19 protein-coding genes, 1 tRNA gene and 4 pseudogenes are annotated in these 22,531 nt (G+C 66.9%); 12 read left to right on the top strand and 12 right to left on the bottom strand.

The window, feature by feature from the left end; translation table 11 throughout:
• Positions 1-38: 38 nt before the first annotated feature.
• Positions 39-344: pseudogene (locus OG522_RS08095) on the top strand (IS5/IS1182 family transposase); the annotation flags it as partial.
• A gap of 42 nt (positions 345-386) precedes the next feature.
• On the opposite strand, the gene OG522_RS08090 reads toward OG522_RS08095, so the two are convergent.
• Together OG522_RS08090 and OG522_RS08085 are read right to left on the bottom strand one after the other, a co-directional pair.
• The gene (locus OG522_RS08090) at positions 387-1,379 is read right to left on the bottom strand and encodes a hypothetical protein (protein WP_329462257.1); all 993 of its coding nucleotides are present in this window, start codon (positions 1,377-1,379) and stop codon (positions 387-389) included.
• 252 nt (positions 1,380-1,631) lie between these two features.
• On the bottom strand, positions 1,632-1,991 hold the full coding sequence (locus OG522_RS08085) for a PadR family transcriptional regulator (RefSeq protein WP_329462256.1): 360 nt from the start codon (positions 1,989-1,991) through the stop codon (positions 1,632-1,634).
• 159 nt (positions 1,992-2,150) lie between these two features.
• On the opposite strand from OG522_RS08085, the gene OG522_RS08080 reads away from it, so the two are divergent.
• Positions 2,151-2,450 carry a hypothetical protein gene (locus OG522_RS08080; protein ID WP_329462255.1) on the top strand — a complete coding sequence of 100 codons (300 nt, stop codon included), beginning with the start codon at positions 2,151-2,153 and terminating at the stop codon, positions 2,448-2,450.
• 423 nt (positions 2,451-2,873) lie between these two features.
• On the top strand, positions 2,874-3,416 hold the full coding sequence (locus tag OG522_RS08075; protein ID WP_329462254.1) for a PadR family transcriptional regulator: 543 nt from the start codon (positions 2,874-2,876) through the stop codon (positions 3,414-3,416).
• Positions 3,417-4,139: 723 nt separating this feature from the next.
• Here OG522_RS08075 and OG522_RS08070 read toward each other — a convergent pair.
• Positions 4,140-5,405 (bottom strand): PucR family transcriptional regulator, encoded by a 1,266-nt coding sequence (locus OG522_RS08070; RefSeq protein WP_329462253.1) that lies wholly within the window; start codon positions 5,403-5,405, stop codon positions 4,140-4,142.
• 405 nt (positions 5,406-5,810) lie between these two features.
• On the opposite strand from OG522_RS08070, the gene OG522_RS08065 reads away from it, so the two are divergent.
• Positions 5,811-6,443, top strand: coding sequence for a helix-turn-helix transcriptional regulator (locus tag OG522_RS08065; protein WP_329462252.1), 633 nt, complete (start codon positions 5,811-5,813; stop codon positions 6,441-6,443).
• Positions 6,444-6,664: 221 nt separating this feature from the next.
• Here OG522_RS08065 and OG522_RS08060 read toward each other — a convergent pair whose 3' ends face one another.
• The gene (locus OG522_RS08060; RefSeq protein WP_329462251.1) at positions 6,665-7,315 is read right to left on the bottom strand and encodes a TMEM175 family protein; all 651 of its coding nucleotides are present in this window, start codon (positions 7,313-7,315) and stop codon (positions 6,665-6,667) included.
• A gap of 621 nt (positions 7,316-7,936) precedes the next feature.
• On the opposite strand from OG522_RS08060, the gene OG522_RS08055 reads away from it, so the two are divergent.
• The 4 genes from OG522_RS08055 (at position 7,937) to OG522_RS08035 (ending at position 13,074) form a co-directional block, all read left to right on the top strand.
• Complete coding sequence (locus OG522_RS08055) at positions 7,937-8,560, top strand: response regulator transcription factor (protein ID WP_329462250.1); 624 nt, start codon at positions 7,937-7,939, stop codon at positions 8,558-8,560.
• A gap of 717 nt (positions 8,561-9,277) precedes the next feature.
• On the top strand, positions 9,278-9,937 hold the full coding sequence (locus tag OG522_RS08050; protein ID WP_329462249.1) for a hypothetical protein: 660 nt from the start codon (positions 9,278-9,280) through the stop codon (positions 9,935-9,937).
• 1,231 nt (positions 9,938-11,168) lie between these two features.
• Positions 11,169-11,735 carry a hypothetical protein gene (locus OG522_RS08040; RefSeq protein ID WP_329462248.1) on the top strand — a complete coding sequence of 189 codons (567 nt, stop codon included), beginning with the start codon at positions 11,169-11,171 and terminating at the stop codon, positions 11,733-11,735.
• Position 11,736: 1 nt separating this feature from the next.
• Positions 11,737-13,074 (top strand): carotenoid oxygenase family protein, encoded by a 1,338-nt coding sequence (locus OG522_RS08035; RefSeq protein ID WP_329462247.1) that lies wholly within the window; start codon positions 11,737-11,739, stop codon positions 13,072-13,074.
• Between the two features lie 802 nt (positions 13,075-13,876).
• Here OG522_RS08035 and OG522_RS08030 read toward each other — a convergent pair.
• On the bottom strand, positions 13,877-14,542 hold the full coding sequence (locus tag OG522_RS08030) for a DUF2306 domain-containing protein (protein WP_329462246.1): 666 nt from the start codon (positions 14,540-14,542) through the stop codon (positions 13,877-13,879).
• Between the two features lie 410 nt (positions 14,543-14,952).
• On the opposite strand from OG522_RS08030, the gene OG522_RS41220 reads away from it, so the two are divergent.
• The 4 genes and pseudogenes from OG522_RS41220 (at position 14,953) to OG522_RS08015 (ending at position 17,831) form a co-directional block, all read left to right on the top strand.
• Entirely contained in the window at positions 14,953-15,291 is a 339-nt protein-coding gene (locus OG522_RS41220) for a transposase (RefSeq protein ID WP_443074821.1), read from the top strand.
• Positions 15,276-15,977 (top strand): annotated as a pseudogene (locus OG522_RS08025) (IS3 family transposase); the annotation flags it as partial. The gene OG522_RS41220 and the pseudogene OG522_RS08025, both read left to right, overlap by 16 nt.
• Positions 15,978-16,779: 802 nt before the next feature.
• Complete coding sequence (locus OG522_RS08020) at positions 16,780-17,511, top strand: IS110 family transposase (protein WP_329462245.1); 732 nt, start codon at positions 16,780-16,782, stop codon at positions 17,509-17,511.
• Between the two features lie 26 nt (positions 17,512-17,537).
• Entirely contained in the window at positions 17,538-17,831 is a 294-nt protein-coding gene (locus OG522_RS08015; RefSeq protein ID WP_329462244.1) for a transposase, read from the top strand.
• A 189-nt stretch (positions 17,832-18,020) separates the two neighbouring features.
• Here the strand turns inward: OG522_RS08015 and OG522_RS08010 are convergent.
• From OG522_RS08010 to OG522_RS07980, 7 genes and pseudogenes are all read right to left on the bottom strand, one after another.
• Positions 18,021-18,097 (bottom strand) — tRNA-Pro (locus OG522_RS08010).
• Positions 18,098-18,357: 260 nt separating this feature from the next.
• Positions 18,358-19,701, bottom strand: coding sequence for an endonuclease domain-containing protein (locus OG522_RS08005; RefSeq protein WP_329462243.1), 1,344 nt, complete (start codon positions 19,699-19,701; stop codon positions 18,358-18,360).
• Between the two features lie 302 nt (positions 19,702-20,003).
• A pseudogene (locus OG522_RS08000) lies at positions 20,004-20,843 on the bottom strand (hypothetical protein); the annotation flags it as partial.
• Positions 20,844-20,861: 18 nt separating this feature from the next.
• Positions 20,862-21,182, bottom strand: a complete 321-nt coding sequence (locus OG522_RS07995) for a DUF2399 domain-containing protein (protein ID WP_329462242.1) — start codon at positions 21,180-21,182, stop codon at positions 20,862-20,864.
• Positions 21,183-21,189: 7 nt separating this feature from the next.
• Positions 21,190-21,474 (bottom strand): annotated as a pseudogene (locus tag OG522_RS07990) (JmjC domain-containing protein); the annotation flags it as partial.
• A gap of 86 nt (positions 21,475-21,560) precedes the next feature.
• Positions 21,561-21,728 carry a hypothetical protein gene (locus OG522_RS07985; protein ID WP_329462241.1) on the bottom strand — a complete coding sequence of 56 codons (168 nt, stop codon included), beginning with the start codon at positions 21,726-21,728 and terminating at the stop codon, positions 21,561-21,563.
• 206 nt (positions 21,729-21,934) lie between these two features.
• Positions 21,935-22,426, bottom strand: coding sequence for an ATP-binding protein (locus tag OG522_RS07980; RefSeq protein WP_329462240.1), 492 nt, complete (start codon positions 22,424-22,426; stop codon positions 21,935-21,937).
• Positions 22,427-22,531: the final 105 nt, after the last annotated feature.

Here is a 22,531-nt window from a genome sequence, read left to right as displayed (position 1 = left end):
GTATAGGCGTTCCGCGAACCGTCCGGCGGAAAGAGTGACGACACATCCGGCGTCGACGCGAACTTCGGCTGAAGGCTGCCCTCCTCGGACGCTCCAGGGGCGGGCAGACCAGCAAGGCGCACTCGGCCGCCGACCGGAAGCGTCGCCCGTTGGTGTCCGTCCTGACTGTGCGACAGACCGCGGACGGACCGCAATTCATCCCCCGTGCTCAAGAAGGTACGGGTCCGCGGGCCCGTCGGCCGCCCCGCACCTGGCCGGACGCGGTCGCCGGGGACGATGCCTAATCGTCCCCCGGTAACCGGGCCCATCTGCGCAAACGCGGAAGCAAGGCAGTCATCTCGGAGTAGAGGGACTACACCGCCAACCGGAGGAACTCGATACGCGCCCTAGTTCACTCGCTTGTACAGCGGGATGTCATGGCCGATCTGCGTGGCGGCCGAGATGGCAAGGTAGATGTAGGTCCGGGCGAGCGATGGCCACAGGGAGGGCGCGTGGGGGGTGAGCTGCGCGCCGTGGAGCGGGTGCCAGTCGTATGTGGTCCGGCCGGCCTCGATCGTCGTCACCCAGGGATAGTTGTCGTCACCCCGCACCGCGAGCACGATGGTGTCGGACAGGGTTCCGCTGACGGCGGCAGCGGGCTGCGAGTGGGTGATGGCGCCGCCGACGCGCGTCCAGCGGTTGTCCCACAGCTCGCTGGCCCCGTAGTAGTTCTGCCGGTAGATGTGGTTGTCGGTGCCACGGTGGAAGACGGCGAGGTTCTCCTGGCCCGGAGAGTAGGCCACGGCCGCCGGAGAGGAGTCGGTCGTCGCATTCCCCGGCACGGCACGGTTGAGGAATTCCCAGCCCGTCGGTGCCGACGAGTGGTACAGGCTCCACACGATTTGGTGGTTGCTGTTCGTGTAGAACACCGACAACTGGTCGCCGGTGCTGACTACCGAGGGAGTGCCGAGGGCGTTTGACTGCGGAACTGCAGTCCAACTGGTCCACAGATTCCGGCCTGTGTCGGTCAGTTGGGCGTAGTACAGGCGGTGGTCGTTGCCGCGGATGAAGACGAACAGCCGGCTGTCGTGTATGACTGCGGCGGGTGCGTCGCTCGTCCGCCAATCGCCGGGAATGGGCCGCGCGGGGTTGGCCCCGCCCGGCGACCACCAGATCCTGTTGTCCTCGCCCCGCATCACGGAGGCGGTGTCGGCCCCGGCGGGCGTGTCGGGCGTTCGCGCGTGGGGGTCGCCGAAGAGCTGCCAGTCGCCCTCGGTCGCGGCTGCCGGCTGCATGCCCATGGGGCCCAGGACGGCGAGGGCCGTCAGCAGGGCCGCGACGGCCGCCTTGCGTGGTTTGCCTGTCAGCGTGGGCCGTGTCAGGCCCCGGGGCATCGCCATGGGTTTCTCCTTCTGCGGTGTGTGTTCTCTTGTGCACGTGAGTTGTTCGGGGGTGGGTGGCGATGGGAAGGCTCCTGGCCCGTATCCCCGTGCCCCATGCGGCGGTTGGCAGGCATGCGCCGCTCCGTCGTCGCCCTGATCCTGCACATGTCGACTTCTACATGTCAATACTTACTTGTGTGGGAAGGTTGCGCGCGTGGGAGTGCGAGGGGGTGCTATCCGTGATCGGGGTCTCGCTCGACCGGGCCGGCCTCAACGGCAGTGACTTGGAAGGCGCCTGCTGGTTGTCGGCGTGGTGTGACCCTGACCGCCGACCGGGGCGGGCGGGCGGTGGAAGAACCGTGCTTGCGGCTTTCTGCCTTCCGTACGGGCGAGCCATCTCAGCAGGTCCGCCTCGCCCGGCGAGGTGAGGGCGTACTCCTGGCGACCGCGGGGACCTTCCGAAGTGGCCTCAATCACCCCGGCATCGGCAAGGCGATTCAGCTCGCCGTAGACCTGGCCCTGTGAAGCGACCCGGACGTTGCCGAGCGAGCGCCGGAAGCGCTTCATCAGGTCGTAACCACTGCCGGGATGGTCCATGAGCAGGCCCATCACTGCATATCTGAGGGTCACACCTCTAGCGTATGTCGCAGTCTACATGTTGCCAGTATAGTAACGCGATAAGCGCCCACTTGGCCCGCCCCGGGTCGAGGCTGGCGGTGGCGTTCGGCAGGACACCGCCATCGATGGCGAGTTCGACGAGCAGACGGGATTCCCGAAACACGCCACGAGATGCTCCTGAAGGTCTTCTTCGGGCTGCTCCCACGGGAACAGGTCGTCCAACGCCTCGCTCGGCAAGCCGAGATCGCCGCCAAGCAGCGTGCGGCACTTGTCGACATCGAAGCGTCGATCGACTGGGACGACGGCGCCCCGTTCAGTGCCGGTGGTCGGCTTGCCCTGGAGTACGGGCTGCGGTTGCGCGCCATGGAGGAGGGCTGGGCGCTCCGGGCCGTCGCGCAGGTCGGCGGCCCGGCCGGAACGGCGGACGGCTCCAGTGAGTGCGAGCGCCGGTCCCGGACTCCGGCGGCCTGATCGACGTGACGGCGCGTCGTGCGTACGCAGCGCTGGGCGCGCATCGGGTACGGAAAACTCGGCCGACACGGTGCATGAGGCCGCTGTGGGGTGGGGTCCCGAGGCCGGCCGGGCACGGGACGGGTGTGGCCGCCGGTCTGGGGACTTCCTGTGCCGCGCACCGGTCCGGTACGGGCGTTCGTGATGTTCTACAGCTATTGACATGTCAGTGATTGCCTGTCGAGGAGCTGAGCCCTTCGTCCGTCCCGGCCGCAGGTGTGGCTGCCGGTTTCTCCGGGCGGGACTTTGCGGTCTGAGCGCCTGGTAGACATGGTCCGCGCCCGGCGCCATGCCTGTTTCGCGAAGCCTCAGCCTTCGGTGGGATCCCGACCTCTGCGACGAGGCGGCCGTGGAGACTTCGAGAGTGACATGTAAAGTAATGACATGTCACTCACACAGGCACTACTGGGGCTGCTGGCGGTGGAGCCCGCCAGCGGGTACGAGCTGACGAAGGAGTTCGAGGGGGACATCGGGCGGTGGGCCTGGCAGGCTGCACACCCGAGTGTGTATCCGGAGCTCGTTCGCATGGCTGAACGCGGCCTTGTCGAAGTCGCTCAAGAAGGCCCTCGCCGGCGAAAGACATACGAGGTGACAGCCAAGGGGCGCGAGGAACTGCGAGCGTGGCTACAGGCGCCCTGGGGACAGGGAGTCGTACGCAACGAGCAGGTTTTGCGCATGTTCCTCCTGGAGGCGCTGGAGCCGGAGGAGGCGGCCACCGCGCTGCGCGGCGTCATCGAGTATGCCGAACAGAATGTCTCCGCACTTCGGGAACACCGATCCAGGCGGGAGGCCGAGCCGCCCGACGGCCGTGAGGTGCTGGGGCAGTTGGCGGCTGAGTTTGGCCTGCGGCAGTACCAGGCTATGTACGACTGGGCGCTGTGGGCCCTCGATCACCTGAACCGGCGCCGCACGGCTCGTTCGGCCTGATGATCTCGCCCAGCTCTCGCACAGGGCACACTCGGAAAGCCCGAGTGGGCGGATCTTCCTGGCGACAGGACACTCCGCAAGGAGGACCCGCACCGACAGCGAGGCAACGATCTGCGGTGGCGCGCTGTCAGTGTCCGCTCGACACGAGAACGTTGCCGAGGCTGTGAGAGGGAAGGACGCACGCCCCGGGAAAGGAGGCACCCTTGGGTGAACGCATGCGCGTGCCCGCGCTGCTGGCAATCGTCAAAGGTGCTGGGATTCCTCGCTGGTATGCCTGGCGGCGACGGCGACCGAACCCTCGCGTGATTCCCTCGCGGCAGCGATGAGGGACAGGCCGGCAGCTCTCGGAGGGCCGCCCTGCGGCGGCTGTGACACCTGCGGGGGCCCGGGCTGTCGGTCGGAGGAGTCGGCCAAGCCCCGAGAGCATGTCGATCACATGCTGCCAGGACAACGAGCACCAGACACCTTCCGGTACCTGCCCGACTGCCGGAGTCGGCTGACGAAGCCCAGCACGGCCGTCGTCAGGGACCGCGCACTCCGGACCCGGTGGCGCCCGTCCAAGGGAGATGCCTCCTGGCTTCGGGCACCGGCTTTCCTTGCATGCGAAGGGCGCAGCACGCGGGAGCTGACACCTCGCAGGCACCGCTGCAAGGCGGAGTGGCTGGCCGGTCGGGGCAGCCTGCTGCACAGAGGGACGCGTCGGTATTCGGCGTGGCGCGCAGGTCACGGTCGTGGAGCGGTCAACACATCGCAGAGGCGGAGGGCGACGAGCAGTTCCGCCTTCCGTTCGAGGTACCCGGCACCCAGCATTTCGGTGACCGTGTTCAGCCGCAGCCGGACGGTGTTCTCGTGGATGCTGAGTCTGGCCGCCGTCGCCGTGTGCGTGCCGCAGGACAACCAGACGGAGAGGGTCTCCCGCATGCGAGCCGCTCGATTGGTACGGTCCGCGAGTGGGCCCAGCTCGTCCCGGACGAACACGGCGGCGGAAGGCGGATCGTGCAACAACAGGTCCTCCAGCGAGAGGTCGTGGAAGGACAGACAGCGGGGTGCGTCATTGAACTTCTCGCGGATGTCCTCGGCTCGCACGGCTTCACGATGGCTCGCGCGAAATCCCGCGACCCCCGGTCGGGGCCTGCCCATCGCCGTCTGCGTATCCGACCCCAGCAGCGTCCGGCGTAGGGTGTCCAAGACGCCCACCGAGACTGCTTTCCGGTATCCCAGCCAGGCGGTCCAGTGGGTCGCGAACGGCGGCAGCAACAGGTGCTCGCGTGCCGAGGTGGCGGTCTTCGCGCGCTGAAGGACCTTCTCGGCGTGTGCGCGGTCGGTCGCATTGATGAGCAGGCCGATGTGGGTGCCGCCCAACCGGTAGCCGAGCGTGGCGTCCCAGGCCGGGTTCACGCGCCCGTCGTCGGTGGCGAGGATCGTGGTGATCACGTCACGTCGGCGTAGATCCCCACCGAGGGGGAGGCCAGCCGTGGCCTCCTGGTGGGCGAGCACCGACTCGCGCATGGCGCGCTCGGCAAAGTCGAAGGCGCAGAATGCCACCCGCGAGACCATCTCGCCCGACACCGCGATGCGCCCGCCGTTGGCGGCAGGGTCCGGTGCAAGCCCGGGCCAGCCCATCCTGCCCCACCGGTCGATGAGTTCGCGCGTGCCGGTCCAGTAGGCCTGCCGTATGCAGACCACGGAAAACCCCTGCTCGGCGACCCATACGCCGAAGTCGCGGACCTGGCTCGTGACATCCTCCATGGGAGGGGACGCGACGTTGTGGGCCTTCGCGACCGACAGCACGTTCGTCCGGACGAAACGCCTGAGCCCGTTGTGGAACGGCACGCTGCCCTGTCGGGTAGGAAACACGTCCTTGGTGATCTCGCTGGTGATCTCGTTGCAGAGCCGATCGATCCAGGTGATCCCGAAGTCCCGCGTACCGGGCGCCACCTTCGGTCCGCATGCTTCCTTGAGCAACTCTGCGTCAGCGCACGCGCCCACCGTCGACACCTCATATCCAATACTATTGAGCCGACATGTTGAAAATAGAATATTAATATTCCTCTGGATGAGTCAATTCAGTCGTCCCTGATGCAAAGCCGGGCTGGCGTGCGAGGGTCTGAGCCGGTAGAGCCTGGTCCAGGTGCTTTGTCTCCATGGGGCCGGGACACCGTGGGCCGACCCGGCTTGTCGTTCCGTGGAGGCATGCCTTCACGCCCTCTATGGGGTCTGGTCGGTGGGGACTTGACACCGACTGGCCTGACTTCTGTGCGTCGGCGACATGATGCCTGGCTCTGATGCCGCATACCGTTCAGGCAGTGAGCAGCCATGCCGGCGCTTCCGGAGCGGACGGGATCGCAAGCACGGTCCCGTGGAACGGCATGGAACCGGACAAGGGGAGAAGCCGTGCCGCCACCAGCGCTGACTGTCGTTGCCAGTGACCCGGTCACGCGCGACGGAGTGTGTTCCTGGTTCCGTGCGAGCGGCTTGGTGAGACTGCTCCCGCCCGGTGTAGTGGCTGATGCCGATGTCACTGTTCTCTTCGCCCATCAGGTGGCCGAGGACACCTTGGCGGCCATGCGTCACCTTGTGGAACAGGCGGCGAAGCCGGTGATGAAGTTCGTGCTGGTCGCGGACCACATCAGTGAGGTGGAGCTGATACGTGCCGTCCGATTCGGCCTCGTCGGCTTCGTGCCTCGCTCGCAGGGGTGTATGGACCAGGTTCTCCGGGCCGTACTGAGGAGTCGGGAGGGAGGGGTCCAGTTCCCGGACGTACTCGTCAAGTCCTTGATCGACCAGGTGAGGAGATTGCAGGAGGACATTCTGGAACCGTGCGGCCTGAACATAGCCGGTTTCAAGGACCGGGAGATCGAGGTTCTCAGGCTTCTGGCCGAGGGGATGGACACCGCGACAGTCGCACGGCAGCTGAACTACTCGCAGCGCACCATCAAGAACATCCTGGCCGGGCTTCTGTTCCGCCTCGGCCTGCGCAATCGGACCCAGGCCATCGTGTACGCGATGCGAGCCGGTGTGATCTGATGCGTCGCGAAGTGCGACCTGCCGCGACGCTCGTTGCACGAGCACGACGAAAGTCCGCCCAGCCCTTGTCACCCCGGCGTCCGGAGGGGTTTTCGGCGGCTTCGGGGGCTGTCGTGTGACCTCCGTCTGCGTCCCTCGGCATCCTCTTCCTGGTCGGACGTCGGCGGAATGGGCCCGTGGAGGTCACGGCTGTGGCCGGCCGGGCCCAGTCGCGCCAGTAGTCAGCCGTTGGGGCGGAAGGGCGGCATCGCCGCCGCGTGCTTGGCCGTCCTGCTGTGGCGCCATGCGAGACAGAGTCGGACGGGGATGGCCAGCCCGACCCACCAGTACTCCGCCGCGTCGGGCGAGATCAGGGCCACCGGCAGTGAACTTCCGAAGATGACTGTGACACCCACCGCGCTGTGGAGCGGCTTGGTGATCAGTTCGTGCGGGGCCTCGGGGCTGCGCAATGCCGGGTGCCTGCGGAGCCACAGCGCCATCACCGTGATGAGCAGAGCGGACAAGGCGATCGTGCCGGCGTACAGCGAGGTTGCGAACGGGTTGCTGTGGTACCTGGTGATGAGCTTCGTGGGAAACGGCAGTGCGGCGACGAGGGCCATCAGCGCCAGGTCGAGGTACATCAGCGGGCCGTCCAACTGTTCCGCTGCCCGGAACAGGCGGTGATGGGAGATCCACAGCGCCCCGACGACGGCGAAACTCAGCAGGTAGCCGGCGACGGACGGGAGTGTTTCCTTGAGGGCATGCCCCAGTTCGGCGGAAGGCAGGTCCTCCGGGACGCTTATTTCCAGCGCGAGGAGCGTGATGGCAATGGCGAAGACGGCGTCGGCGAACGCTCGTACCCGCTCGACGTCGATTCCGTGCAGAGGTCTCACTGGCAGGGCTCCTCGTTCTTCTCCGTGCTCAGCCCATGAGGGCCTTGCCTCGGTGCAGGGAAAGCGCGGCGTACGGCCCGAAGCGTGGTCGCTCGGGGTCGTTCTGGCCGTCGCTCGAAGGGACTTTGCACTTGTCGGTCTCGACATGTCAATTTCGTAGCGTGTTTCGTGATGAAGTTGCGGAGATTCTCCCAATCGGGGTGTCAGGAGTTCGGCGGTCGGCGTCTTCGCGGCTGTGGAACGGCACCGGGAGCCGGTTCGGGGGTGATCGATGCCTGCCATGCCGGGAGGCGGGGGCCGCGAGTGCGTGGACTCTGGTCGAGAGGTGCTCAAGGTTGCGTCGGGGCAGTCCGCCGCCCGTTCCGCCCGTCGGGGACCGCCGGTCGTGGTGCCGCGCCACGGGTCCCGAAGATGTCTCGAGAAGTGCCATACTTCACCTGTCGAAACTTACATGTAGGCTTCCGGCTATGGATGTGATGCAGGTGCTGCCCGGTCCCGTGGCAGTCGAATCCGTCGGCATGGATGAAGCGGCCAAGGAGTTTGAACGTGATCCAGGGTGTAGTGCGTGGCGGAGGCTTGAGGGAATGCGCAGCGCCACGTAGGGGGGACACCATGGCTGGAATGCCCTTGGCGGTGCTTGCCAGCGACCCGATCACTTGTGAAGGGGCCCAGGCGTACTTCCAAGCGTGCGGCCAGGTGAGACTTGTCGCGTCCGGTCGTCCCTCAGAGGCCGAAGTGGTCGCGATGTTCGCCACTCAGGTCACAGACGAAACACTCATGTCGATGCGGCGGTTGTCGGCCGCGCCATCGAGGTCGCGGACGTGGATCGTGCTCAGTGCTGACGGCATCAGCGAGGCCAGGATGCTGCGGGCTGTGCGGTACGGACTGGTGGGCTTCGTGCCGCGCTCGCAGGCCGGCATGGAGAGCGTGCTTCAGGCCGTGCTGGACAGCCGGAAGAGACGGGCCGAGCCGCCCGACGTGCTCGTACGGTCGTTGATGGATCAGATCAGAACCCTCCGGGACGGGCCTCAGGAGTCGCAAGGCCTCTGCATGGCTCGGCTGAAGGAACGCGAGGTGGTGGTCCTGAAACTGCTCGCCGAGGGCCTCGACACCGCGGAGGTGGCGGACGCCTTGAATTACTCGGACCGCACCATCAAGAACGTCCTGGCGGGAATGATGGACCGCCTGGGGTTGCGCAACCGTGCCCACGCCATCGCTTACGCGATGCGATCTGGCGCTCTCTGATGCGGGCGTCGGGCTGGCTCGAATCAGTTCGAAGGCGGTCTTCGCCGAGGATGACGTTCCGTCGGCCAGACATGTGGAACGCCGCTGCGGCCGACCGTCGTTGCTCGGGAGACAGGCTGGTACCCCGGCACGCCACAGGGTGTCCGAAAGCGCGGTGGCGGACAGCGGAGACGCGGCCCGGGAGACTGACGGTGCGGGTGAGTGTCATGGCCACAGCCATCAGCAGCAGAGAGTCGGCGATGCCGGCTGCGGCCACGCAGTTGTCGACCATGCACCGTTCCAGCTCATCGTGGAACCAGTGGACGGAGCCGTAGGAGAACGCAGCACGGGCCCCCACCGCGACGATCCACAGGAACGCGTAGGCCCACTCGGCCCGGCTGACGGGCCGGCCGGTGTGCGGCCTGTCGTACACCGTCGTCTGTCCCGCCGTCGGCAAGCCGAGCAGCAGTCCCGCGAGGGTGGCGACGACCTCCAGGCAGTGGAACGGGCGACATCGGGTGTGAGCGGGCGGCCTACGCGGGCCCCGATGGCACCACGCCCGGCACCAGGAGTCACCGCCCGAAGTGAGGCTGCCGGTGCCGGCGCGGCGTCGCATCCGAGCACACCGGCCGAATCGCCCTTCCGGTTGGCCGTGGACGCCCGCCACTGGTCAGCCCGCTCCTCGGGGTCCGGTCCGCCCTCGGTGACACCAATTCCAACCCACGGACAGGAAGAAGTATGAGCTACATCGTGATCCTGGTGGCGATAGTCATCGTCGTAGCCGTCATCGCACGTCAGTTGCGGGGAGAAGCGCTCACGGGCCGGCGACTGATGGTGCTGCCGGTCGTCCTGACGGTGATCGGCCTCGCTCTGCTGAGGCATGAGCATCCGACCTCCACCGACGTCACGTGCCTCGTCGCCGGCGGATTGCTTGCCGCGGGCATCGGAGCAGGGCAGGGTGCGATGACCCGGCTGGAACCGCGGGGCGGTGTGACGTGGGCCCGCATGCCTGCCGCCGGGCTGTGGTTGTGGGCGCTGCTGGTGGTCACGCGCCTGGGCCTAACAGCCATCGCGCACACACTCGACGCGAAGGTGGCGGCGTCCTCGGCGACCATCTTCCTGGCACTTGGTATCAACCGGCTCGGCCAGGCCGCCGTTCTCGTCCCACGCCTGCTGTCCTCCGGCATGGAGTTCGCCCCGGAGCGGGACGGTCGGACGTTCCCGGATCAGATGGCGCAGCGATTCACCCCTCCGCCGCTGGACAATCAGCCTCCCGGGCGGGTGTACGGCGCCGACCAGCCGCCGCCGTACACCCGTTACCCACAGGGCGACGGACTGGACTCTCTTCGCAGCCGCAGGCAGCAGCGCCGGGCACGCAGGTACAACGACTGGCGATGAGGACGGCGATGGTGAGGCCGGCACCCTCACCACGCGGCGCGTGAGGTCTCGTTGACGGACATTCACGGCACCCCTGACCCGAGGAAAACGCCATGGTCGCCGAGCATGGGCCGGATGCGATCTTGCTGGATCTGACATGCCGGTGACGGACGGGGTCGAGGCCACGAGGCGGCGGGTTGCGGAGCATCCGGATGCGCTGGTGGTGGTGCGTACTACGTATGCCGATGACGCTTCGGTTCTTCGGACGCTGCCTGCCGGTGCGCGCGCCTGTCTGGCCTCAGGGCCGGCTGCTCCGTAATCCCTGGTGGGCGCTGATCCACCAAGGATTACGGGACAGCCCTCAGGACGCCGACCAGTTGCGTATCGCGCGCGTGCCGCACAGCGCTGCGGCTGGACTCGCAGCCTTCGATTCCTCGTCGGCGAGCGGTAGTTGAGCGCGAACACCGTGAAGACCCACATCAACCGTTTCTTCTCCAGGGCGGGTTCCGGGGATCGGATCGCGACCACCCGCTACGCGCGCCACCACCTGGAACGCCCCATCGCCTTCAGGCCGCCTCACGTCACGATCACCGCGCCGAATCTCCGCGCTCCGGCCCACCCCCGAGGCGGTGCTCTCGACGCCTCATACGACCGCTTGGACCGCTGCGGACACCCATGCGCGAGAAGGGCGGGCGGGGGTCGTATCCCTTTCTCCGGCCCATAGCGCGGAGAAGAATTGGAGAACATGTGCATGGATGCACCAAAGGGCATATAAGAGAGGCCGAAAGGCCCAAGGGTGGCGCGACTCTTCCGTCGATCGGTCTATTGTTGTTCCGGCGTCAGATCAGTTTCGGCAAACGGTATCGCCACTCGGGGAGTCCGCTGTTCTTTCGGCACTCGCTGCTTTCGGGATCGTATTCTGATTTCCGCCACGGGTGGCATTGAACTTTCATGTTCGGCCGGAAACGGTGACGGTCGCCGGGAACCCCGGGCGGCCGTGGCGGCGAGTGGTCTCCTCATCCCGGGACCGCAGTCCGGATGAACCCAGCGGTTACGCGCTTCGGTGGCGGGATCGGCCGTGCCGCACCGTGCAACAAAGGTGATGTGACATTCGAAGCCCACGATGAACAGCTGGCCGACTTCGTTCAGGAGATGCGGAACGGCGGTGGGTCAGGATCGCCCACCTCGGCAGCAGATCTCCGTTCGCCGGAGCAGAAACGTCATCGGCTCTCTTGAACAAATAAGGAATGAAATGCAATTCGCTAAGGGATTTCTTCCCTGGGTGGCTTTTGGTGGGATGTCCGCTTTTGGATGGCAGTGGGCATCTCTGGGTGCCCTCGTCGTCAGTGCTTGGATCCTGCTCATGGGAGTGAAGGGGGGGTTCAAGGCCGAAGCTCTCGTTCTGGAATACAGCAACACGATGTTCTTCGCGCTCTGGACCATGCTGGCCTTCGCTGACACGAGCAGTCCGGCCTCACACATGGACGGCCCGGTGTCCATGGCCTGGCTGGCCGCCACGGCGTGGGGGTCGATCATCGTCGGTCACCCGTTCACCACCGGCATCGCGAAGCGGGACGTGCCGCGCGAGATGTGGAATGACCCCGGCTTCAACCGGGTCAACCTGATCCTGACCAGGGTCTGGGCCATCGCCTTCTCGATCAGCACATTCACCCTGGGCCTGGTCGTCGTCGCTCATCTGAACGTCGGATTCAGGGTCTTCTTCCAGGCCGCGGGGCTCATCATTCCGGCCATCATCACAGTGCAATACCCGAAGCGTGTTCAGGCACGAATGAACGCGCCCATGAATCAAGGAGTTTGACATGATGAACAACCCACCCGTCCCGCACCTCGCCAAGAACTACGCGCCGGTGATGGATGAGATGAGCGTCCAGGACCTGGAGGTCACCGGGGCGATCCCCCCGGAGCTCACCGGCTGGTACGTGCGGAACGGTCCCAATCCCCAGGACGTCGATTCCGCCCACTGGTTCTTCGGTGACGGCATGGTGCACGGTGTCCGTCTGGAAGGCGGCCGAGCGACCTCGTACCGCAACCGCTGGGTCCGCACCACCAAGTTCACGGACGGTAGGACGACCTACGGTGACGACGGGACCGAAGACCTGACTGCCGGCTCCGCCAACACCCACGTGGTTCGGCACGCCGGGCGCACATTCGCCCTGGTGGAGTCGTCCCTCCCATATGAACTCGACCTCCGTCCCGGCCGAGAATTCGACACGATCGGGCCCTACGACTTCGGTGGGCGTCTGAACACCGCCATGACCGCCCATCCCAAGGTCTGCCCGATCACCGGTGAGCTTCACTTCTTCGGGTACGGCGGCTTCAAGCCCCCCTTCCTGACCTACCACCGTGCGGACGCCTCAGGTGCCCTCACGGTCAGCCGCCCCATCGACGTGCCGGCGCACACGATGATGCACGACTTCCATCTGACCACCAACTACGTCGTCTTCATGGACCTGCCGGTCGTTTTCGACCAGGAGACGGCTCGCCGCGGGGATGCCCTTCCGTACAAGTGGCGCCCGACCTACGGGGCCCGGCTCGGTGTGCTGCGGCGCAACGACCCGTTCGGCGCGGTCCGTTGGCTGCCCATCGAACCGTGCTACGTGTTCCACCCGATGAACGCGTACGACGAGGGGCCGGACAGCGGTCGGATCATCATGTACGTAGCCCGATACCCCGTCTACAGCGAGACCCATGCCACTCTGTGGCGTTGGGAACTCGACCTCAACTCGGGCAAGGTCGTCGAAACCCAGCTTGACGACACGCCCTGCGAGTTCCCGCGTGTGGACGATCGCCTCGCCGGTCTGGACTCCCGTTTCGGACACGTCACGGTGTCGGACACCCCGAACATCGGCACCGGGCTCTCCCACTCCTACCTGATCCGCTACGACCTGCAGACGGGTAACGCGATGCGCCACGAGCTCCCCGCGGGCCGGATTGCCAACGAGGCGTCGTTCGCTGCGGCCGATGGCACACCTGGTGGCCCGGGATGGCTCCTGAGCTTCGTGTACGACGCGAGCACCGACAAGAGTGACCTGGTGATCCTGGACGCTCAGGACGTTGTGGCACCGCCGGTGGCCACGATTCACCTGCCCCGTCGTGTCCCGTTCGGGTTCCACGGCAACTGGCTGCCGGACGAGTGACCGTGTGGGGCCCGCCGTATCGGATGGCGGGGCCCGCAACCATCCCGAGACGTCTGGTGAGGCGGACGAACACGGCCGTCGTGGCGACATCCCTGTAGCGGTGTCGCGGCGACGGCCGTAGTCGTGTGCTCGAAGCCCCGCCGTACGAACGGCCCCTCAACAGGTACGTCTCCTGGTCGGTTGTGCCGTCCTGAACCGGTCGCGCGCCAGACGGCTCGCTCCGTTGCTCCGGCGCCGGCCCGTGCGCCCCGCTCATCCGTTTGGAACCGGAGGGTGGGGCACCGGACGCACAACGGGCCTGAACGAGCGGCGTCGCCGCGGGGAGCACACGATCCGCTCCCACGTGTGCTGATGATCGGGCGTGACGTCGTCAGCAGCGCGGGACTCCAAGGAGAGCCGGTGATCCAGGCACCCCAAAGTGCCGCTCATCGGCGGGTGGACGGCCTGGGCGCGCAGAGGACAGGGCAGCCGCGGCGTGTGCGGGGCACCATGGAACCCGCGGGGCCCCGGGGACGCGTCATCCGCGCGGCGTCATCCGCTGAAACCTACGGTGCCGTGGGGCCGGTGGCGAAACGGGATAGTGGCGCGGTCTCAGCGAGTTCGGTGGCCGATGGGTCTTCCAGCTTGGTGTCGGCCGGACAGGGAGGGGCCCGGGACGGCGGGGTTTGGCCGCCCCCGCCCCCCCGCATGAGTGTGCCCGGCGGCGACCCGGATTCCCGGTGGACAGGTTGTCCAGCGGGCGGGCCACCGCCGGGCGTGTGCAACCACGGTGGTGGGATGGCTCACAGCGGCGATAGGTGGGTCATAGGGTGAGCCGGGGGTCGGGCGTGGAGGTGGTCATGTGCAGGGAGGGGAGGTTCCGGCGCCGCACCATGAACTCGGCCACCACGATGTTGGGTATCCAGCACAGGTAGGGAAGCGGGCCGTATGCCTGATTGAAGATGTCCGTGAATTCGCGGCCGTCGGAGAACGGCAACTGCACGAATATCAGCACGCCCAGCCACAGCCGGAGTGTCACAGCGGCGTAGGTGAGAGCGAAGTTGCGGATCATCCATGCCTCGTGCTCACGGAATCGTCGGGCACGCGCGGCCTTGTAGCCCCGCAGGGCTGTCCATCCCCAGAGCACCGCCAGAGCCGCAAAGCCGAAGAACCCACTGATGCCAACCGAGTTGAACATCGACATGATGAACGCTGCCACCGACCCGAGGCCGAGCGTGATCATGTAGGTCCGCCCGATCCACCGGTGTACGCGCGGGCGCCGGGTGCGCAGGCGCTTGGAGAACTGCCAGGGCCCAAGTGCCAGCGCGAGCCCGGAACTGACGATGTGGACGTAGAAGGCCACCTGGACCGGCCAGCCCCGATCCGCATACGTGGTGGCCAGTCCGACATTGCTGTGGGCGAGTTCGGCGAGCGTACCTTCGCCGTACTGGCCGACGAAGTAACCGGCTATCGCCAGTGAGGACAGCATGACCCAGGTCCAGCTCCACCTGTGACGCGTGGTTTTGTGCGAAGCGGGTCTCGTGGAGACGGTGTTGGTCATTGAGGGTTCCGTTCGGATGTCGAATGTCACGGGTGCAGGTCGGGACCACATGACGGAGTCCGGGCGGAACCTGAACGCACTCCGCGCCTGCTGACCGCAGGCGCAAGCCCCCGAATATCCGTGTGCGATTGATCCACGGCACTGCTCCGACAGTCTTCACGGGCCTGCGCGGTCGTTCCAATGGCGCAGAGCCACAGCTGACGAGCCGCCCACAGGCGGACTGGCACACCGGCGGGCCGGTAGGGACGACTCCCGCAGTGACGTACGAGGGTGTGTCGCCGTCGGCGGTGCGAGGCCGGCGTGGAGTGACCCCCGAGATTCCGACATCTGGACGCTGGATGTTTCGTCATCCAGGGGAAGTGATCCATGGTGGCAAAACGGAGGAATTTCCCGGACGAGTTCAAACGGGACGCAGTGGACCTTGTGCGGTCCTCGAAGACCGCCCCCTTACCGACATCGCCCGGGGTCTTGGCATCCATCTGGAAACGTTGCGGAAGTGGGTCCGAGAGGACGCCGCCTGTCGCGCCCACACGAGTGCCGACGAGGCTGATGCCGACATGACCTCGGGCGAGCAAGAGGAACTCAGGCGCCTGCGGCGGGAGAACGCCCGGCTGGAGGAGGACAACGAGATCCTCCGGAAGGCCGCCGCCTATTTCGCACGGGAGACGACACGGTGATCCGCTTCCGTTTCGTCGACGAGCACCGGAACGCCCATGGCGTGAAGCGGATGTGCGACGTCCTGGGCTGGGACCGCTCCGGCTATTACACCTGGCACAAGAACAAGGAGGCACGGCAGCAAAGGGCGGATCAGGAAGAGGAACTTGTCCGCCGGATCCGGTGCATCCACACCGAGTCCCGGGGCGCCTACGGCGCTCTGCGGATCACTCGTACCTTGCGCCAGCAGGGGCAGGTCGTGAATCGCAAACGCGTCGCCCGGGTCATGCGGGAACGTCAGATCGCCGGAATAACCCGCCGGAAATCACGGTCCCTGACAAAGGCTGACCGTACGGCACCGCCCGCACCCGACCTCGTCCAGCGGGACTTCACCGCGCCGATGCCGGGCCTGAAACTTGTCGGTGACATCACCTGCCTGCCCACCGCCGAGGGATGGCTTTACCTCGCCACGGTGATCGACCTGCGCACGCGCGAGGCCGTCGGCTGGTCCATGGCCGACCATATGCGCACCCAGCTGGTCGATGACGCCATCCGAATGGCCCATGCCGGCGGACACACGGCCGGCAACGCGATCTTCCACACCGACCGGTTGAACTTGTCCAAACACCTCTCGCCAATTCCGCGACACATTGGCCGAGTTGGACGTCCGGCAAAGCACCGGCCGAACCGGTTCATGCTTCGACTGTGAGGATGATCAGGTGCCGCTTCGGGCGGTGGCTTGACCCGTGTTTCGACTGGCGTTGTTGCCTTGGCGTTGATCTGTCGGCCACTGCCGGGAGCGGTACTCACTGCCGCCGGGCAGGGGACGCGTCCCGATAGGGGCCTTCGCGACAGGCACCGTCACAGTTTTGACCGCCCCGGCCCGGCGACGGCCACCAGCGCCCGAGGCGATCAGGAGGCAGGCGACCTTGCCCAGCATCACGCAGCCCACCGCCCCACGTCACGTCCCGGCCGGTGCCGCCGAGGAAGTCCTGCTCGGCGTCGACACCCACAAGGACGTCCACGCCGCAGCCGTCATCACCCTCCAGGCGCCACTTCGACGGTCTGTTCGGCACGCCGGACGTCACCCGGTTGGATATCGCCTCGTAGCGTGGGGCTGCTGCGAGGGGTGTGCGCACCGTTGCGCACCGGCGCAGCACTCCGGGCGCCTGGGTACGGGGTGACTTCCGTTGGCCCGCACTTGTGGTGGGACAGCTGACTACGTGCGGGGTCCGGCGGGGAGAATGGCATCAGGACTGCCCTGCCGCGGGATTTGACTCCTGACTTCTCTGAACGGATGTGTCCTTCGATCCCCCTGTCGTTCCTCGGGGCGGGGCGGTGTGTAAGGGCACTGCCCCGGAGTGTGTGTCCGGAGGATCGTGTTGCGTGAGGAATATGCACTCTGTCACCGATGACCGCTCCTCCGGGCCAGTGACCGCGCATACGTCGCAGCGAAGGCGGTGATGGTGATCGGTCATACAGGCGCTCCTGCTGCCCAGCCGGATCTCCCGATGGACCCGGAGGAAGTGGTTCTTGGCATTGACACGCACCGAGATGCTCATGTGGCCGCCGCTGTCTCCACGGCAGGCCAGGTTCTTGCTGCGCGGAGTTTCCCGGCCACGGCGGCCGGATATCGGCAACTCGTCCAATGGGTAGGTGAGCTAGGTGTTGTCCGCCGGGCCGGAGTGGAGGGGGCGGGGAGCTACGGGGCGGCCCTGACCCGGTATCTGCTGTCGCGGGGCATCCTCGTGTACGAGGCTCCTGGACCTGGCCGTGCGGCGCGTCGCCGGCATGGCAAGTCCGATCGCCGCGATGCAGAGGCCGACGCCCGTGCCGTGCTCAGCGGCCGTGCGCGTTCCTGCCGCAAGGCGGGTAACGGCCCGATAGAGATCGCCCGGATGTACAAGACGGCCCGGGACTCTGCCGTCAAAGCCTCTACCCAGGCCACGAACCAGCTGAAGACGATCTTGGTCACCGCCGACCCGGCACTGCGGGAAGAGCTGATGAGTCTGAAGCGTCGTGCGCTCATTCGCGCCTGCGCCCGGCTCAGCGAGGACGACGGAGCAGCAGATCCGGTGCTGCAGGCCACGCGGTTCACGCTGTGTACCTTGGCCCAGCGCATCGAGCAAATTCTCGTGCAGGCCCAGGGGCTGCAGCAGCGCCTCTCCGCATTGATAGAGCGGCACTACCCCGAACTGCTTGACGCCATAGAGGTAGGCCCGGAAGCGCCGCCGTTCTCTTGATCACCATCGGGGACAACGCTCAACGAATGCGCGGCGAAGCATCGTTCGCCGCGCTGTACGGGGCAAGCCCGGTTGAGTACTCCTCGGGCAGTAGACGCCATCGCCGGCTCAACCGTGGCGGCAACCGGCAGGCCAATGCTGCCTTGCATCGCATCGTGCTGACGCGGCTGCGCTGGGACCCGCGGACCCAGGCGTACTACGAGCGGCGTGTGGCGGAAGGGAAGCCCCGCCGGGAGATCATCCGCTGCCTGAAACGGTATGTGGCCCGGGAGGTCTACCGCCTCGTCCAAGGGCAACGGCAGGGCCCGGCTTGCTCGTGAATGGCCCTCTTGCCCCTGGCCGGTCGGTGGAGTTCCGCTCGGGGCGTGGGGTGGGTCGTCTTCGACGGAGATGTCGAGGATCACGGACGCGGATGGAGGATGATCACGTTGCGGGCATCCTGCCCAGGAGAATGCTGAAGGTCGTCTTCTCCCCTCTGCGGATACGGCCTTCGACCACGCGTGAAGCGTTGGTCGGGACGACAGGATTTGAACCTGCGACCCCTTGACCCCCAGTCAAGTGCGCTACCAAGCTGCGCCACGTCCCGATGCCCGTCTGACCTGGAGTTTCCACTGGCCATGCGCGCCTGAGAACCATATCAGGGGGCCTGCGCGGCCTCAGCCGATCGAAAGCGGGTGCCTGGGTGTCAAGGGGCACCTCCCGTCGTGCGCGCCGGCTACGTCCTGTAATTGCGCAGCATGATCCAGGGTATCGCTGCTGCGCATGTCGCTGGGGTGTACGGAGTGACTGTGTCGGGGGCCAGGAACTGCCGGGTGGCGTAGGGGTGTTCGGTCTTCCGGTGCTCACTCAGAACAGTGCCAGGCCCTCGCCGTTGGTGTCCGCGATGACGGGCCGGGGCTGGTCGGGGAGGCCGTCCAGGCGGTCGGGGCCGGCCTCGGCGGCCACGGCAGGGGCCGTCTCGGCCAGCCAGGTGCGGAATTGCTCGGCGGCGTCCCGGTAGGGGACTTGTGCCAGGACACGGTGCTCGCCCAAGGGACAGAAGTCGACGGAGACCGTGAGGAGACAGGAACGAGGCGCGTGGTGACTGCCTGTCCAGGACACGCGCAGCATGCCGCAGGGCTTGCGCCCGCCGGCGGCGCGGTGGGCGGGGCGCAGGGAGTGGCAGGCCACATGGGCGGTCCAGGCGGCGAGGTGCGGCAATGGGAGGGTGGTGCGTGCGCGGCAGCCGGGGCAGCGGTGCCAGTGATGGAGCCAGTCCTCGGCGGCGGTGTGGAAGAGACGTGTGTAGCGGCCGGCCACGCGGATGTCGTTGCTGTACAGATGGTCGGGGCGTTCCTGGGTGTTGCACGACTGGCAGACCGGGGCGCGGACATAGCCGTGTTCATGGCAGTGGTCGAGGACGGTGGCAGGCGCGGTGCGGCAGACGGCGCACGCCCACCCGGCCACCCTGCGGGAGGTACCGGGCTTCTTGCTGAGCACCGAGTACAGCTGGCCTTCCAGCTCTCTGTTGTACGGGCGCAGTGAGGCGGTGGGGCCCTGGGGGCTCGTCGTCTGCCGACCGTCGGCGTCTCGGGCCTCGCGGGGGTGGGTGGGCGGCTTGGTGACGGCTGCGCTTGCCTGGAGGGTCCGCGCGGCGTGCACCCACTGCGTTTCGGTGTGCTCGGCCGCATCCAGCAGCCTGACCACAGCGCGCGGCAGCCACCACGTCCGCTGCGTCCCGTCGCGGGTCTGCTCCACGAGTATCTGTCGCCAGTCGATCCCCGCCAGATGGTAGGGCTGGCCGGCTTCACGTCGTGCTGCCCGCTCGGGGCCGCCCAGCTCCTGCAGTTCCCCAATGATGCGTTGACGCCAACGCAGGGGCGTGTTCTCGTGGCACTCCTGCCTCGGCGCCCGGCGGGACGGACCGACGCGGACCAGGTCTTGGCGATCCATCCCCACCGCGTTCAGTTCCGCGGCCGCCTGGCGCACCTCGACCTCGCGGACACTCCACTGACCGCTGCTCGCCCGCACCGTCGCCACCACATAGCCGCCGAGCAGGACGTACCCTGCCCGGGTACTGGCAGGAGGGCAGGTGAATGCCCCAGCACCCGTCGGCACAGCACTGTCGGCCGTCAAATCGGCCCACAGAGCGTCCGCGGCACCCAGGGTGATCAGGCCGTCCGTGCGACCGGGCATGACACGCTCTGACATACCGACAGGCTAACGGCCTGCAACGCGGCAACGGGTCTCCAAGCGCCTCGGTCAGCCGCGCCGCCGCCCGCAACTCCCTAGTCCTGGGCATCTGGTTCGTCAGCACCTCTTGTGCCCGCAGCCTCTCCACCCGAACGTCAAGAATTGTGAGCGGACAGCGGCCACGATCAAGGGCCGTTGACACAGGGGCCCCAGTTCGTGAGCGGGAGGGCCCTGTACCTCTCGGGCCTCTGGCACGACGAAGAGCTGTGACCGCCCGTGTTGTCGGCTTACGGGCGGGCACAGCGGTCGAAGCGGAGGCATCAAGGAGAACTGAGGCTCTTGATCACTTTGCTCGCCGTGGCGTGCGCGGGTCCGAGGCGTGGGTCATGGGGATGGGAATGCGGCCCGAGCAGCTTGGCGCAGACGAAGAGGGTCATGAGCTGGCCATCCCGTGTTTCGAAGTCATGTCGCCGCTCGGACAGGACGCGGTCGGCCAAGGTGGGGACTGCGAGGGAACTGGCCCACAGCGTCGCGGAGTCCAGGCCCCGAGGCGCTATGCCCCAGTCCTCCCAGCCGAAGAGTGAGAACTTCGGCAGGGTTACGTTCGCCCAGTTCAGGTCCGCGTGCGCGGGCCGCCATTGGTTCACTGTGGTGTTGAGGACTTCAGGGAAGGCGGCGCGGACGATGGTGGTATCGAGGTCTTGGGTGATGGCCTCGGTGTTGCGTGTGGCGATGCGGCGGGTGTGCTGTGCTGCGAGTGTGTCGAGCGACACATTCAGGCTGTGCCACCAGGCATCGGGGAGTTTCGGGTCTTCGGCCACGACGCTGGATCCGACGGGGACGCCGGGTAGGAGATCCGTCTCGTCTGCTCGCCAGAACACACTCGCGTTGGCTTCTCGCCACACGACGCCGGCATGCCAGGTCGGCTGGGCGATCCCGGTCAGCTGGGCGGCGCACTCGCTGCCGTTCCAGCCCTGGGCGCGGATCTTCGCGGCCTCGCGCCGCTCGATGCGGACCCATGTGTCCCGGTCGGTCCGGGCTCCCACGGTGCGACGCTTGCGTACCACTGTGGAGCGGTCGATCTGAGTATCCAACAGCCCCTCGACGCATGCGAGTACGCCGTCGACTGGCTGTTCGCGGAGATCGGCGGTGGGGACGGAGGGGGCGTTGGTGCGCCGTCAGAAGAGTTGTCGGGGCGAGCGGTTTATCACCGGGGTACTCGCCGCGACGGATCGTTGGTCCGCGGAGCGATCTGCTCGTCCCTGGGGGCAGATCGTGGTGACGGACATGGACTTCAGCAGGCTGTCTGCGACTGCCTCTTCATAGACGACGCGGTCTTCCCGCTGCATGGCCGCGGCGAGTTCGGGGTCCCAGCCGGTGGTCTGGGGGCGTCCGTTGAGTGGCGTTTGCTCTGCGCCGGTGCGGGAGCCGACGAGGTAGTCGGTGGCGCTCATCTGCCACGGCTCGGCCTGGTAGCGGTCGATGAGCTGGTTGGTCATCTCGATGCCGGGCCAGACTTCGCATGTTGACCGTGGGGATGCTCTGGCCACGGGGGCTGACGACGTCGGTGTAGTAGATGGCCGGGTGGACTTCCTCGCCCTTCTGGAAGCACCGGAACTGCGGGCGGTTCAGGCTCCTGCGCATCGCGATGTCGAGCAGGCGGTTCGGGGTGAGGATGCGGGCGGCGAGCGCGGGGTCGCTCATGCTTCCTCGGGCGAATCCCTTGCCGAGTTCGCCCGGGCCGTCCCACCCGAGTGCCGTCTCGATAGCGTTGATCAACTGATGTTCCATTACTGCCTCCTCATGAGTTCGACCATGTGGTGCAGGCGCGGCAGGGGCGAGCACAAAAGCGTCGCGCTCGTCCCTGCCGCCTGGTGCTAGGCGACGTCGGTCAAGTTGCCGTCACCGCCCGGCCACGGGGCATCTCCGGAACTGCCCTGGTTGTCGGACCGGAGGCCGTCGTACCGGTCATGGACGGCGGTCAGCTCCTCCACCGCTACCAGGAGGCCGCTCCGGGTAGGAGGTGGTGCTGTGGTCTCGGCCACCTCGTGCTCCTTCCTCTTTGGTTCCCTCGCCAGGGCTCCGGCGAGGGTTCAAGAACCGCCCCCACGTCCGTGGGAGATGTGGGTGCCCGTGGGGGCGGCGGTCAGTGGGCAGCCAGAAGCTGAGGCGCGGCGCGTCATGCAACAGGCAGACGCCGACGGCTCCGCTCCGGGCTGGGCAGGTCTGGACGTTGTGGGTAGGGCGCTGTTCAGGCGGCCGCCAGAGCCAGTGGCTGGATCGTGGGGCCAGCCTCACAGCGCGAGCGGAGCGCGAAGAACCTGCGGAGAACCGCCGCCCTCATGGCCGGCGGTGGCTGTGGAAGTTCGATCTCCGCCCACACGCGCTTGCCGTGCGTGAGGAGCTCCCAGCCGGAGTCCACCGCGAAGTGGTCAACCAAGGCGAGCCCACGCCCGTTCTCGTCGCTAACCCCCGCACAACGTGCCACCGGGGCCGTCTGGTCACGGTCAGACACGACGATCACCAGCTTGCCGGGGCGGTGGTAGAGCACGACGGTGACGGGCCCAGCTCCGTGGATCACCGAATTGCTGATGAGCTCGGAAGCGACCAGCCGGATCGCGTCAGCTGTTTCGTCATCCACAGGGACGCCCCATGTCCGTGCGCTCTCAACGACCTTGCGCCGAGCGGGAGATACATCTTCTTCCACTCCGGCGATGGCAAAGCGCGTGACGAGCGTTGGCATGGCGGACGCCTCCGGATGGGTGGGGAGCGGCTCCATCTCCGACGGGGGACGGTGATGGAGCCGCCGTTGGGTGGCCGTACGGGAGCGGCGCCTTTCGCAGCTCCG

It is taken from the genome of Streptomyces sp. NBC_01431 (assembly GCF_036231355.1).
Taxonomy (GTDB): domain Bacteria; phylum Actinomycetota; class Actinomycetes; order Streptomycetales; family Streptomycetaceae; genus Streptomyces.
Note: the sequence above shows the minus strand (reverse complement) of the source record. Positions and strands in the feature narration are given on the sequence as shown.